Genomic DNA, 14,827 nt, shown 5'->3' on the forward strand with positions numbered 1-14,827 from the left:
TCCCACAGGGGGTGTGTACTGCCTTTTTCAGGGCAAAAAAAAGCCCCGCGACCGAATGAGACGCAGGGCAAGGAAATTGGTTGGTTGCGGCCAACCAAAGGAGCGCTTTAAAAACCGTATTACTTGCTCGCGACCGTCTCCGGCTGCCAGCCACCACCGAGGGCCTTGTAGATCGCGACGATGCCGCGATACAGGTCAACCTCGGCCTGGGCCTGGGTGTCTTCGGCCGCCAGGCGTTCACGCTGGGCGTCAAGCAGTACGAGGAAATCGGACGTGCCTTCGCGGTAGCGGATTTGCGCCAGGTCGGCAGCCGAGCGGCTGGACTCGCTCTGGCGAATCAGCGAGATCAGGCGCTGTTGGCGTTTGCCATAGTCGCTGAAAGCGTTTTCCGATTCTTCCAGGGCCAGCAACACTTGCTGCTCGTAGGTCGCCAGGGCGCCTTCGGCATCGGCGTCGGCGCCACGTATGCGGGCTTTTACGCTACCCAGGTCAAACGCGGCCCAGGTGATGCTCGGGCCCAGCGCCCAGGCGTTGGCCGCCGAAGAACCAATCTGCGAACCACGTCCGGCAGTCCAGCCGAGGAAGCCGCTGAGGCTGACCCGCGGGAACAGATCCGCCTTGGCCACGCCGATACGCGCGGTGGCCGAAGCCAGTTGGCGTTCGGCACTGAGAATGTCCGGACGACGTTGCAGCAGTTCACCCGGATCGCCGATCGGCAAGGCCTTGGCAATCGCCGGCAGGTCTTTCGGGCTCAGGTCCACGGTCAGCTTGTCCGGACGTTCACCCAGCAGGGTGGCGATGCGGTTTTTCTGCCGAACCTGTTCGGCCTGCAGCTGCGGCACGCTGGCCTCAACCGACGCCAGTCGCGCATCGGCGCGCTCCACATCGAGCTGGTCGCCGACGCCGGCATCACGCAGGCTGACCGTGATCTTGCGCGACTCCTGCTGGTTCTCCAGGTTGGCCAGGGCAATTTTCTCCCGCAACTGCGCGCCGCGCAGTTGCCCGTAGGAGTCCACCAGTTCGGCAATCATGGTGACTTGCAGTTGGTACAGATCGGCCTCGAATGCCTGTTGCTCGGCGTTGGCCGACTCCAGGTTGCGCTGGATGCGACCGAACAAGTCGATTTCCCAGGCCATGTCCAGGCCCAGGTCATAGCGTTCGCTGTTGACCCGGTCGGTGGTCTGGCCCGGAATCTGGCCTTTGCCCAGGTCACTGCTGACGCGGCTGGTGATGGTCGGCATGGCGTCGTTGCTGACGTCATCGCGGATCGCCCGCGCCGCTTTCCAGCGGGCGAAGGCGACGCGCAGATCACGGTTGCCTTGCAGGGATTGCGTCACCAACTGGTTGAGGGTCGGGTCTTCGAACTGCTGCCACCAGATGCCTTCGAAACGCGAACGGTCAAAGTTCTTCTGGCCGGCGGCGCCATCGGTGGCGGCCGTGATGTTGGCCGCCTCGGTGGTTGGCGTCTTGTAGTCCGGGCCCACGGCACAGGCACTCAGGGCCAGTACCAGCAGGCTCGGCAGGAAGGCTTTCAAACTCATCAGTGCGACTCCAGCTTCAGGGTGGCCTTGGCAGCTTTGCGTGCCTGGCCGCGCTCGACAAAGTTACGGATCAGTACGTAGAACACCGGCGTCAGCAACAGACCGAAGAAGGTCACCCCAAGCATCCCGGAGAACACCGCGACACCCATGGCGTGGCGCATTTCGGCACCGGCGCCGCTGGAGAACACCAGGGGCACCACACCCATGATGAACGCGAAGGAGGTCATCAGGATCGGCCGCAGACGCAGACGGCACGCTTCCAGGACCGCCGCCAGCGGGCTCAAGCCTTCCTCCTGTTTGTCCTTGGCGAACTCGACGATCAGGATCGCGTTCTTGCAGGCAAGCCCCACCAATACGATCAAACCGATCTGGGTAAAGATGTTGTTGTCACCGCCGGAGGCGATCACACCGGTGATGGCCGACAGCAGGGTCATCGGTACGATCAGGATCACCGCCAGTGGCAGGCTCCAGCTTTCGTATTGAGCCGCCAGTACCAGGAACGCCAGCAGCACACAGAGCGGGAACACGAACAGTGCGGTGTTACCGGACAGGATCTGCTGGTAGGTCAGGTCGGTCCATTCGTAGGTCATGCCGTTGGGCAGTTCTTCCTTGAGCAGTTTCTCGATGGCTTTTTCGGCCTGGCCGGAGCTATAGCCGGGGGCTGCCGCACCGTTGATTTCAGCGGTGATGAAGCCGTTGTAGTGCATCACGCGGTCCGGGCCCGAAGTGTCGCTGACCTTGATGAAGGTCGCCAGCGGGATCATCTCGCCCTTGTTGTTACGCACTTTCAGCTGGCCGATCTGGTCGGATTCGAGGCGGAACTGTTGTTCGGCCTGAACGTTGACCTGATAGGTGCGACCAAAGCGGTTGAAGTCGTTGGCATACAGCGAACCCAGATAGATCTGCAGGGTGTCGAAGATGTCGCTGACGGCGACGCCGTGGGTCTTGGCTTTTTCCCGGTCGATGGCGGCATCGACCTGGGGCACGTTCACGGTGTAGCTGGTGAACAGGCCGGCCAGTTCCGGCACGTTGTGGCTCTTGTTGATGATGTTCATGGTTTCCTTGTACAGCTCTTCGTAGCCCAGGTTGCCCCGGTCTTCGATCTGCAGGCGGAAACCACCGATGGTGCCCAGGCCTTGTACCGGCGGCGGCGGGAAGATCGCCATGTAGGCTTCCTGGATATTCGCGTACTGGCCGTTCAAGGCACCGGCAATCGCACCGGCGGACATGCTCGGGTCTTTACGTTCGTCGAACGGTTTGAGGGTCACGAACACGATGCCGGCGTTCGGACTGTTGGTGAAACCGTTGATCGACAGGCCCGGGAAGGCCACGGCGCTTTCCACGCCGGGCTGTTTCAGCGCCAGCTCGGACATGCGCTTGATCACGTCTTCGGTACGGTCCAGGCTCGAGGCATCCGGCAGTTGCGCGAAGGCCACCAGGTATTGCTTGTCCTGGCCGGGGACGAAACCGGTCGGAGTGCTGGAGAAACCGAAGAAGGTCAGGACCATCAGGCCGGCGTACAGCAGCAGGGCGATACCGCTTGAGCGGATCACGCGGGCAACGGTGCCGACATAACCATGGCTGGCCTTTTCAAAGAAGCGGTTGAACGGACGGAACAACCAGCCACCGAAAATCTTGTCCAGCACCTTGGAGAATCGGTCCTTCGGCGCGTCATGGCCCTTGAGCAATACCGCGGCCAGCGCCGGCGACAGGGTCAGGGAGTTGAAGGCCGAGATCACCGTGGAAATCGCGATGGTCAGGGCGAACTGTTTGTAGAACTGGCCGGTCAGGCCGGAAATGAACGCCGCCGGAACGAATACCGCACACAGCACCAGCGCCGTGGCGATGATCGGGCCGGTTACCTCGCCCATGGCTTTTTTGGTCGCTTCAACCGGGGTCAATCCGAGTTCGATGTTCCGCTCGACGTTCTCCACCACCACGATGGCGTCGTCCACCACGATACCGATCGCCAATACCAGGCCGAACAGTGACAAGGCGTTGAGCGAGAAGCCAAACAGATGCATCACGGCAAAGGTACCGATCAGCGATACCGGCACAGCGACCAGCGGAATGATCGAGGCGCGCCAGGTTTGCAGGAACAGGATCACCACGAGTACCACGAGGATCAGTGCTTCGAAGAGGGTGTGAACCACCGCCTCGATGGAGCCGCGCACGAAGATCGTCGGGTCATAGACGATGCTGAAGTCCATGCCTTCGGGGAAGTTCTTCTTCAGTTCGGCCATTTTCGACCGCACTTCGTTGGAGATTTCGATGGCGTTGGAACCCGGACGCTGGAAGATCGGGATCGCCACCGCCGGCTGGTTGTTGAGCAACGAACGCAGGGCGTACTGGCTGGAGCCCAGCTCGACGCGAGCGATGTCTTTGAGGCGAGTGATTTCACCGTTGTCGCCAGAGCGAATGATGATGTTCTCGAACTCTTCCTCGGAAACCAGACGGCCCTGGGTGTTGACCGACAGCTGGAAGGCCGTGGCATTCGGTGCAGGAGGCGCACCCAAGGCACCGGCTGCCACTTGACGGTTCTGCTCACGAATCGCCGTGACCACATCGGTGGCGGTCAGGTTGCGCGAAGCGGTCTTGTTCGGGTCGAGCCAGACACGCAGGGAGTAATCGCCCATGCCAAACAACTGCACATCACCGACACCACCCAGACGCGCCAGCTCATCCTTGATGTTGAGCAAGGCGTAGTTGGACAGGTAAAGCATGTCGTAGCGTTTGTCCGGCGAGGTCAAGTGCACAACCATGGTCAGGTCGGGCGAAGCCTTGTCCACGGTGATACCGATGCGCGTCACTTCCTCGGGAAGTTTTGGCTCGGTCCGTGTCACACGGTTCTGCACCTGCACCTGTGCGTTGTCCAGGTCAGTACCCAGCGCAAAGGTGATGGTCAGGGTGATCTTGCCGTCAGCGGTGGACTGCGAGGACATGTACAGCATGTTCTCGACACCGGTGATGGCTTGCTCCAGTGGAGCGGCCACGGTTTCACCGATGACTTTTGGGTTGGCACCCGGGAAGTTGGCACGAACCACAACGGTCGGCGGTACCACTTCCGGGTATTCGCTGATCGGCAGCTGGAACAGCGAGATGGCGCCGGCGATCAGGATCAGCAGCGAAAGCACCGCTGCAAAGATCGGCCGTGAAATGAAGAATTGGGAAAAATTCATCGTAAAAATCCCTTAACCGCGTGGGGTCGTGGCGGCCAGTTTCACAGCCGTGCCCGGCGCAACCCTGGCAGGCGCGACTTGGGGCAGGTTGCTGGCTTCCAGCGCTTGGCGTTGTTGTGCGAGTGCCGCGAGGGTTTGTTCGCTGGCCATCGGAATCACTTCAGGGGTGACCGGTGAGCCAGGGCGCACCCGTTGCAGGCCCTTGACGATGATGGTGTCGTCCTTGTTCAGGCCATTGCGCACAATGCGCAGACCTTCGATCTTCGGACCCAGCTCCACCGCGCGGTAGGCGGTCTTGTTGTCGGCATCCATCACCAGCACGAACTTCTTGCCCAGGTCGGTGCCGACCGCTTCGTCATTGATCAGCATGGCGCTGTAAGTGCCGCTGCCCACCAGTTTCAGGCGTGCATACAGGCCCGGGGTGTAGCTGCCATCGCTGTTGTCGAACACGGCGCGCCCACGAATGGTGCCGGTCTTCGGGTTGACCTGGTTGTCGACGAAGTTCATCACGCCCTGGTGCGGGTTGCCGTCCTCGTTGGACAGGCCCATGTAGACCGGGGTGGTGGCGCCGCGCTTGCCCTGGCGAGCGAGCTCGGTGTACTTGAGGAACACACGCTCGTCCGCGTCGAAGTAGGCGTACACCTTGTCAGTGGAGACCACGCTGGTCAGCGGGGTGGTGTCGGCAGTCACCAGGTTACCGGCGGTGATTTCCGCACGGCTGACGCGGCCGCTGATTGGAGCAGTCACACGAGTAAAGCTCAGGTTCAGCCTGGCCAGATCCAGCTGCGCTTGCAGGGCGCCGACCGCGGCGCGGGCTTCCTGGGCGGCGCTGGTCCGCGAGTCGGCCAGTTCGGCGGAAATCGCGTTGCTGGTGCGCAGGCGCTCACCGCGTTGGGCTTCGTTTTCGCTGCGGGTGGCATTGGCGCGCGATTGTGCAACCAGTGCTTCGAGGCGGCGGACCTCAGCCTGGAACGGACGCGGGTCGATCTGGAACAGCAGGTCGCCTTTCTTGACCAGGGCGCCTTCCGTGAACGCCACTTCATCGATCTGGCCGGAGACCCGCGGACGAATCTCGACGGTTTCCGGCGCTTCGAGACGGCCGGTGAACTCGTCCCATTCGTTGACCGGCTGTTCCAGCACCTTGGCCACGCTGACCTTGGCCGCTGGCATGCTGGCGGCGGTTTCCGGGGCCTTGCCGCAAGCGCTGATCACCACTACGGCCAACAAAGCCAACGGGAAGCGCAAATGTTTGAGTGACTGTTCCATGGATGCATCCGCCAATGTGTTGAGATTGGCGAATGATGCGCGGCGAGTTTGTATCTCACGAATCGAATGGGGCGAAGGTAACTATCATCCGGAATGATATAAGACCCAAGCCAGCCCTCTAGCCTGCGCCTTGTGTTCGGTCGTCATCAACTGGATTGATGACAATTGTGTGTTGCATTGGATGCAATAGTCAGATCTGGAACCGTGTTGCGGCCATCGCGAGCAAGCTCGCTCCCACATTGGATCTTCGCTGTTCCCAAATCCCTGTGGGAGCGGGCTTGCCCGCGAAGAGGCCAGCAGCCCTCATGCAAAATCAGGATCAGGCCAGACTATCCGGATCCCCGAAAAACATCTGAATCCGCGACCGCAACCAGCGCTCCCCCGGATCATTATCCTGGGACCCGCGCCACGCCATGTGCAACTCGAAACTGCGAACCGGCAACGGCGGATCTTCGGCCCGCACTCCGCCAGCGGCAGTCAGTGCATCGGCTGTGTAGTCCGGCACCGTCGCCACGATGTCGGTTCCGGCGAGCAGGGTACTCAACCCGTTGAACTGGGGAACGGCGAGCACCACATGCCGTTTGCGCCCGAGCTTTTCCAGCTCTTCATCGATGAAGCCGCTGAGGTCGCCAGCGAACGACACCAGTGCATGGGGGCGAGCGCAGTAATCATCCAGGCTCAACGGCCCCGGCACGGTGTCGGCGCGCAACAGCTTCGGTTGGCTGCGGCGCAGTACCTTGCGTTTGGCGTTGGCCGGCAGGTCGGTGGTGTAACTGACACCGATGGATATCTCACCGGATGCCAGCAACCCCGGCATCAGGATGTAGTTGACCCGACGTACCACCAGCACAATCCCCGGGGATTCGGCACGCAGGCGCTTGAGCAGCATTGGCAGCAAGGCGAACTCGACGTCGTCCGAAAGGCCGATGCGGAACACGGCGGTACTTGTGGCAGGATCGAACTCGGCCGCACGGCTGACGGCGGTGGAAATCGAATCCAGTGCCGGGGAGAGCAGGGCGAAGATCTCGACCGCCCTGGCGGACGGCTCCATGCTGCGGCCGGTACGCACAAACAAGGGATCATCGAACAGGCCGCGCAGGCGCGAGAGCGCCGCACTGATGGCTGGCTGGCCGAGGAACAGTTTTTCCGCAGCACGGGTCACGCTGCGTTCGTGCATCAATGTTTCGAAAACGATCAACAGGTTCAGGTCGACACGACGCAGGTCATTACGATTCATCTGGAGTCCTGGCAGAGTCAGCAAGCTTGACGTGGGCGGCCATATGAGAACAATGGCCAGCAGGAATATTACGGGGAAAGACTGGTACTCTGCACCGGGTAATTCAGTTTTTCCTACATAGGCTGCTTCGGTTTCTTACGACATTTGACGATGTTGCCGCCGCTGCGGAATCAATGACAGGCATGTCGACTATTAATAGCCACAGATAGTGTTGGGTTGAAAGCCCGGCTAGAGTTCATGGCATTAGAGGTTTATTTGGCGAGGTTTGCGATGTCCCGCACGATACGTTTTCACAAGTTTGGTCCAGCCGAGGTGCTCAAATGCGAAGAGCATGCGACGGCTCTGCCTGCACCGGGCGAAGTGCAGGTGCGCGTCGAGGCGATTGGCATCAGTTGGTATGACACTCTCTGGCGTCAGAACCTGGCCCCGTCCCATGCACGACTGCCTTCAGGCCTTGGCCAGGAGATGGCCGGTATCGTCACCGCTGTCGGTGATGGCGTCGATGACTTGGAGGTCGGTGACAAGGTCGCCAGCTTTCCGGCCCAAAGCCCGAACGACTACCCGGTCTACGGCGAGCAGATCGTTCTGCCGCGCTCGGCAGTCACCCGTTATCCGGATGTGCTTACCCCGATTGAAGCGAGCGTGCACTACACGCCGTTGTTGATCGCCTATTTCGCTTATGCCGATCTGGCACGGGTCAAGCCCGGGCAATTTGTTCTGGTGACTGACGCGAGTCATTGCGCCGGACCTTCGTTCGTACAACTGGGCAAGGCCTTGGGTGTTCGAGTGATCGCCGCGACCAAGACCGAGGAGGAACGTGAATACCTGCTGTCGCTGGGTGCCGAGAAAGTGATCGTCACCGAGGAAGAAGATCTGCTGATGCGGATCAACAAAATCACCGATAACCGTGGCGTAGATGTGGTGTTCGATGGTTTGGGCGGTCCGCAGATGTCGTTGCTGGGCGATGTGCTGGCGCCTCGCGGCAGCCTGGTGCTGTACGGCCTGCAAGGTGGCAACCAGACACCTTTCCCGGCCTGCGCAGCGTTCCAGAAGAACATTCAGTTCTTCGTGCACTGTATCGGCAACTTCACGGGCAAGCCGGAACTGGGCATCACCCAGGACCAGGCCGCACTGCAACGTGCCTTGCGCGACATCAACCAGCTGACCGCCGACCGCGTTCTGCTGCCGCTCAAGACTCGGGTCTTCCCGTTTGCCGAGTTTGTCGAAGCACACCGCTACATGGACGAATGCCCGTGTCGCGAACGGGTCGCGCTGCAGGTCGAGCCGGCGTAGCACTTACAGTCCTCCCAAGAGTCCGTGCCCACACGGACTCTTTCGTTTGAGCCCCCCGAAAGCCGTCGATCAGCAGGCCGGTCCAGCAACTGAACTGGTTTTTGCCCGTAATCTGTAGCTTCTAATCAGCCACTAAGCCCTGATAATTGAATGATTACTTTCATCTCAAGGAATGAGTCATGGCCGGGTGTCAGGCTGAAACTTTTCAATGTGCGCCATCGGTGCAAATCTCCAAATTAGTTGGCCGTTGGCTAGTTGCCAAAAAGACAGCTGCAACTTCCTTCCTTGTTTCTTGTATTAAGTGTCTGTGGGACTTTGTCGGATATTTCCTAGGACTCCGATTTCAAATCAGCAAACCCTTGCCAGCAGGGCGTTCCAGCCCCACCTTTGTCGTTAAGTCGAGGGGGTGCTGCGATCGTTTCAAATGATTTCAAGAAAATTCAAGTGTTAGCATTTGGCAATAAAGTCCATGACTCCATTCGCGCCGACAGTCCAACGGGATTTGGTGTCTGCACGATATTGAACTTACGAGTATCAGGTAAATAAAGATGACCAGCATCCATGACCAAGCGATGAACTATGTCTATCAACAAGTGCTGCAGCGATTGCTGGGTTTTTTTTCCCGTGCCGAACGCACTGCATTGCAATTGTTGATTCAGCGCCTGGCAGTAGCGGCCGGGGGCATGGAGCACATTGGCGATTACAAGGTGTTGGCGATCCAGTCCGGGGCTCGTGACAACTGCTACACCCTGGCTTTGTTGCGTGCTGCACAGTTGACCATCGCCACGCGGACACCGGCGACATTCCAGTTGCGCATCGCCTCGTTACGGTTGAACGGCACAAGCGGCGCGGCCGTGGAAAACATGCACCGGACCAACAGCGCATTGTTTGTCTATGACGATCCCCGGGTCGAGGTACTGATGGTCGATGATCGGGAAGTCTTGCCGTTCAACCACTTGGCGCCGATCTCCGACGCCGGCCGCGAGTCCAGCCGCCTGAACCTGCTGCTGATCGGCCATCGCCGGGAGTGGCGCGGTGGGTTCGACCTTTGGGATGACGGTTATCTGGCCACGGGAGAGTTCTACGGACAAATCGCTCGCTGGGATGGCGGTGTCGACGCCTTGCTCATCAGTGACACGCCGCGTCAGCAAAAGCAGTTCATCGACGGCTTGAGGCGCGCCGCCACCAAGGCAGGGCTCGAGCCTTCGCCTGCGGGCGAGCCGGGCTATGCTGGGTTGTTTGCATTGCTCGATGAACTGGGCAGCGACTGCTATCACGGGTTCTACGCCGATTACGGCCAGGCCCGGTGGCGTCCGCAAGAGCGCTTCGAAACCTGCCGTCGTACGGCCTGCATCGACATTCACGACCTGCTGGTCAGCAACCTGGAAGAGCGTTGGCCATTGTTGACGGAATTTCTCGGGTTCCAGCCTGACGAACTGTCCGCGCAGATCAGCGACAACGAATTCGTCAGCCCGTCGATCACGGCGCACGTCCGAGGGTTGCACGCGTGCTTCGTGCAGAATCGCAATTACGAATCCGGTGTTGCGCAATACCTGCAACGGGCCTTGGTGATGATGCGCCGCAAGCACTTGCCCGAGCGATTGTGCGAGCAGGCCATCGAGGTCTTCGGCAATCCGGCGACACTGGTCGAACTGCGCGCCCGAGCGGCGGCCGAGGCACAAAAGAATCTGGGCCTGAGCGAAGCACAACTGGTGTGCCTGCTGTTTGCGCCCTTTACCGAAAAAGGTGCGGGGCTCGAGCGTTTTCTGCGTCAGTGCCATCCGGGCATGCTGGTGGCCATGCCCGAGTTGCACAAGGCCATGCAGGGGCATCCGGTCGCCGAACAGATCATGCAATGGATGATTGATGTCAGCGGATTGCCCGTCAGCCTGATTGGCCGGCTTTACCGCATGGAGTGGACGCCCGCAGACGCTGGCGGGGCGGCTGAAGCAATCATCCCAAGGGCCGTGTCGCAAAATGCGCTGGACGATCCTGATGCTGACAGCACGTTGGTGGATGAATGGTCAGCGGGTCACTGAACGTGGGTGGATTTTCAGTCAATGCAAATGGCCTTCGCCGATGAAAGGTCCACGAGAAACGGATTTCGCCTATCAAGCGGTTTATCGATACCTGGTCAGCCTGATCAACGAGTCTGAAGGGGATTCGCGCATCCGCCTGCCGTCGCTGCGGCACCTGGCTGAGCGTCTGAATGTGTCGATCTCGACCATTCAGTACGCCTATTCGCTGCTGGAGAAAGAAGGGCGGGTGTATTCGGTGGCCAAGTCCGGTTACTACGCATTGCCAGTGTCCGCAATCAACCTGCAGGACAGCGGCAGCGACTTGCTGGAAGCGGTCTACGTCAATGCCAGGCGCCCGGGGATGCTGGTCCTGAGCGCCGATGAACCGGCGTTATTGCAGCCACTGGACAGTCCTTTGTTGCTGCTGGAGCGGGAGTTGCTGCGCCAGTATCCCCGCCAGCCGCAGTCGCCTTCGCAACCCTGCGGCGAACTCGAATTGCGCGCCGCCCTGGCAGCACGCTACACCACGTCTCCCATGCGTTACTGGCACGCCGATGATGTCTACATCGGCGCCGACCTGCGCGGTGTACTGGAAATCCTGATCGCCGTGCTGGGCTTGAAAGACGCCACGGTGGTGGTCGAATCGCCGTGCGACTGGACGATCCTGCGTTTGTTTCAAGCCGCCTGCGTGCGGGTGATCGAGTTGCCCGTGCAAGCCGATGCCTGTCTGGATCCGGAACGTCTTGAAATGCTGCTCGATACCGAACCGGTAAGGCTGGTGATGCTGTCATCGGCCCTGAACATGCCCCGTGGCAGCCTGGCGCCTGACCACAACAGACAAGCCATTGCCCGGCTGTTGGCCGCCCATGACAGTTGGGTGCTGGAAAACGACTGTTATGGCGAACTCGGATTCGACCTGGGCACCCTGCGCTTTCGAGACTTGCTGGACCCTGAACGGCTGATAGTGTTTTCCACGTTCGAGAAAGTCATCGGACCTGAAGCGCCCTACGGTTTTTTGCTTTCAAGGCATTTGAGCGCCGAGTTGCAACGGCACTTTCTGCTGCGGTCCTTCCGACTCTCGCCGATACGCCAGAAAGCCATTGCCCGTTTGTATAGCAGCGGTCGCATTGACCAACACCTGCTGGTGCTGCGGCGGCTGCTCAATGACCGCAAGAATCAAATGACCCTGTTGTTACAGGAGCGATTGGGTGATGCCTTGCATTTCGTCGAGCCGCAAGGGGGTGCAACGATCTGGATGCGCTCGTTGCGTCGGGTCAATGTCCGTCGTGTGTTCCAGCGCCTGCTGGCGCATCAGGTGGTCATCGCACCAGGCGAGTTGTTCAGCCTCCACGGTCTGCACGGACAGCATCTGCGCCTGAGCCATACCTTCGGTGGCGATCACAATCTGGCGGCCGCGCTGGGATTGCTGGGGGATGCGCTGCGTCTGGAATCAATCGAGTGAGTGAGACAAAAAATAACAACCTCCACTGTGCGGATCGATCCCATCGCCTTGCGGTCAAACTGCCAGTAAACTGCGACCCAATTCCTGAACCACTCTATTCCAGAGGTTTTGCATGACACTCAGTCCTTTTGCGGGTAAACCGGCACCGGCACAATTGTTGGTCGACATCCCGCGACTGGTAACGGCCTATTACACCGGCCAGCCTGATGCCGCGATTTCCACCCAGCGCGTTGCCTTCGGCACGTCGGGGCACCGTGGCAGCTCGTTCGACTTGAGTTTCAATGAATGGCACGTTCTGGCGATCAGCCAGGCGATCTGCCTGTACCGCGAAGCTCAAGGCATCGATGGCCCGCTGTTTGTCGGTATCGACACCCACGCGCTGTCCACGCCGGCCGGCGCCAGTGCCCTCGAGGTACTTGCAGCCAACGGCGTGACCGTGATGATCGCCGAAGGTGACGAGTACACGCCGACACCGGCCATTTCCCATGCGATTCTCTGCTACAACCGTGGACGCACCACTGGCCTGGCGGACGGCATTGTTATCACGCCGTCCCACAACCCGCCGCAAAGCGGTGGCTACAAGTACAACCCAACCAACGGTGGCCCGGCCGATACCCACATCACCAAGTGGATCGAAGCCAAGGCCAACGAACTGCTGGCCAACAAGCTCGCTGGCGTCAAGCGCATCAGCTACGAGCAGGCACTTAAGGCCAGCACTACCCATCGTCACGATTACCTCAACACCTATGTCGCCGACCTGATCAACGTGATCGACTTCGACGCGATCCGCGATGCCAAGCTGCGCCTGGGTGTCGATCCACTGGGTGGAGCAGGGGTGCGCTACTGGTCGGCGATTGCCGAGCATTACCGCCTGGACCTGGATGTGGTGAACAAAGAGGTCGACCCGACCTTCCGCTTCATGACCGTCGACTGGGACGGCCAGATCCGCATGGACCCATCGTCCAGCCACGCCATGCAAGGCCTGATCGGCCTGAAAGAGCGCTTCGACGTGGCGTTTGCCTGCGATCCGGACCACGACCGCCATGGCATCGTCACGCCGTCCGGTGGCTTGCTGGCACCGAACAACTACCTCGCCGTTGCCATCGACTACCTGTTCCGGAATCGTCCGCAATGGCGCGCCGATGCCGCCGTGGGTAAAACCGTGGTCAGCAGCGGCTTGATCGATCGCGTGGCCAAGCGCCTGGGGCGTCGCCTGTACGAAGTGCCGGTGGGTTTCAAATGGTTTGCCGACGGCCTGTTCGATGGCTCCCTGGGTTTCGGCGGCGAAGAAAGCGCCGGTGCCTCGTTCCTGCGCAAGGACGGCGGTGTCTGGAGCACCGACAAGGACGGTTTGATTCCGGCCCTGCTGGCCGCCGAGATGACGGCCCGGACTGGTCGCGACCCGAGTCAGGCGTATCGCGCCTTGACCGATGAACTGGGTGAGCCGTTCTCGGTACGGGTCGACGCCAAGGCCAATCCGGAGCAGAAAGCGCTGCTGAGCAAGCTGTCGCCGCAACAGGTCACCTCGACTCAACTGGCCGGTGAGCCGATCCAGAGCATCCTCAGCCACGCACCGGGCAATGACCAGGCCATTGGTGGTCTCAAGGTCATGACCGAGAACGGCTGGTTTGCGGCGCGTCCGTCGGGCACGGAAGACATCTACAAGATCTACGCCGAAAGCTTTGTCAGCGACGACCACCTCAAGCAACTGGTGGCCGAGGCGCAAACGCTGGTGGATGGTGCCATTTCCGCAAAATAAACGGCGTAATTCCCACTGGAGTTGCATATAACCCTGTGGGAGCGAGCTTGCTCGCGATAGCGGACTGTCAGTCAAAATCAATGTTGGATGCCAGGCCGTCATCGCGAGCAAGCTCGCTCCCACAGGGGTTGGCTGCAGCCACTTAAAGGGGGTGACCAATGCGGTCGCCCCTTTTTATTTGCGATTGCGCTCAGCGAATCAAGCCAGATCCACCAGAACAATCTCGCTGTCCTCGATGGCCGTCACCCGCAGCACCTGCTCATCGGCAACGGCTACGCCGTCTCGAGCTTGTGCACGTAAGCCATTGACCTCAATGACACCCGTGGCCGGTACCAGGTAGGCGCGACGACCGTTGTCCAGGTGATACTCGGCGGATTCGCCGGCCTTGAGGTTCGCGGCCACCAGCCGGGCATCGGCACGGATGCGCAGGCTCTGATCGTCACCTTCCTTGCCGCTGGCCAGGGTGACAAAACCTTCGCGGTTACCTTTCGGGAACGGCTTGGCGCCCCAGGACGGCGCCAGGCCGGACTCGTTCGGGATGATCCAGATCTGGAAAATCCTGGTCGGTGTCGCTTCCAGGTTGTACTCGCTGTGGGCAATCCCGGTGCCGGCGCTCATGACCTGGACGTCACCCGCTTCGGTACGACCCTTGTTGCCAAGGTTGTCCTGGTGGGTAATGGCGCCTTCGCGGACATAGGTGATGATTTCCATGTCGCGGTGCGGGTGTTGCGGGAAACCGGTGCCGGGCGCGATCACGTCGTCATTCCAGACCCGCAGGTTGCCCCAGTTCATACGCTTGGGATCGTAGTATTCGGCGAACGAAAAATGATGGTGGGCATCCAACCAGCCGTGGTGAGCACCGCCGAGCGAGTTGAAAGGTCTGAGTTCAAGCATGATCGTCTCCAGAAAAGGTTCGTCATGGGGCCAGGTGCCTGAGCCACAAAGCGAGACCGGTGAGTGATGACGGCCATCATCCAACAGGCAACAATCGATAAAAAGCGTAAAAAATGCTGCATTCCTATCGAATGGATTGATATGAAATAACTTCGAAAGTTTCTCATCCAACCTTCAC

General features: G+C 60.1%; 9 protein-coding genes. 4 read left to right on the forward strand and 5 right to left on the reverse strand.

Features of this window, described 5'->3' with window-relative positions; genetic code table 11:
• Positions 1-119 precede the first annotated feature (119 nt).
• The 4 genes from AC1RS8_RS05910 to AC1RS8_RS05925 all read right to left on the reverse strand — a co-directional run bounded on the left by AC1RS8_RS05910 (position 120) and on the right by AC1RS8_RS05925 (position 7,223).
• Positions 120-1,541, reverse strand: a complete 1,422-nt coding sequence (locus AC1RS8_RS05910) for an efflux transporter outer membrane subunit (protein ID WP_057714779.1) — start codon at positions 1,539-1,541, stop codon at positions 120-122.
• Complete coding sequence (locus tag AC1RS8_RS05915; RefSeq protein ID WP_057714780.1) at positions 1,541-4,720, reverse strand: efflux RND transporter permease subunit; 3,180 nt, start codon at positions 4,718-4,720, stop codon at positions 1,541-1,543. Before AC1RS8_RS05915 ends, AC1RS8_RS05910 begins: the two co-directional genes overlap by 1 nt.
• Before the next feature lie 12 nt (positions 4,721-4,732).
• Complete coding sequence (gene mexE, locus AC1RS8_RS05920; protein WP_057714781.1) at positions 4,733-5,986, reverse strand: multidrug efflux RND transporter periplasmic adaptor subunit MexE; 1,254 nt, start codon at positions 5,984-5,986, stop codon at positions 4,733-4,735.
• Positions 5,987-6,305: 319 nt separating this feature from the next.
• Positions 6,306-7,223: a LysR family transcriptional regulator gene (locus tag AC1RS8_RS05925; RefSeq protein WP_090455287.1), complete on the reverse strand. Its 918-nt coding sequence runs from the start codon at positions 7,221-7,223 to the stop codon at positions 6,306-6,308.
• 270 nt (positions 7,224-7,493) lie between these two features.
• Between AC1RS8_RS05925 and AC1RS8_RS05930 the strand changes: the two genes are divergently transcribed.
• The 4 genes from AC1RS8_RS05930 to pgm all read left to right on the forward strand — a co-directional run bounded on the left by AC1RS8_RS05930 (position 7,494) and on the right by pgm (position 13,755).
• A complete protein-coding gene (locus tag AC1RS8_RS05930) occupies positions 7,494-8,516 on the forward strand; it encodes a zinc-dependent alcohol dehydrogenase family protein (RefSeq protein WP_090455285.1) in 1,023 nt (340 codons plus the stop codon).
• 548 nt (positions 8,517-9,064) lie between these two features.
• Complete coding sequence (locus tag AC1RS8_RS05935) at positions 9,065-10,555, forward strand: hypothetical protein (RefSeq protein WP_489338534.1); 1,491 nt, start codon at positions 9,065-9,067, stop codon at positions 10,553-10,555.
• Positions 10,556-10,595: 40 nt separating this feature from the next.
• On the forward strand, positions 10,596-11,996 hold the full coding sequence (locus AC1RS8_RS05940; protein WP_340311950.1) for an aminotransferase-like domain-containing protein: 1,401 nt from the start codon (positions 10,596-10,598) through the stop codon (positions 11,994-11,996).
• Between the two features lie 112 nt (positions 11,997-12,108).
• Entirely contained in the window at positions 12,109-13,755 is a 1,647-nt protein-coding gene (pgm, locus tag AC1RS8_RS05945; protein ID WP_489338533.1) for a phosphoglucomutase (alpha-D-glucose-1,6-bisphosphate-dependent), read from the forward strand.
• A 198-nt stretch (positions 13,756-13,953) separates the two neighbouring features.
• On the opposite strand, the gene AC1RS8_RS05950 is transcribed toward pgm, so the two are convergent.
• On the reverse strand, positions 13,954-14,649 hold the full coding sequence (locus AC1RS8_RS05950) for a pirin family protein (protein ID WP_102670283.1): 696 nt from the start codon (positions 14,647-14,649) through the stop codon (positions 13,954-13,956).
• Positions 14,650-14,827 lie beyond the last annotated feature (178 nt).

This window comes from Pseudomonas sp. GW821-FHT12A04, from assembly GCF_058807755.1.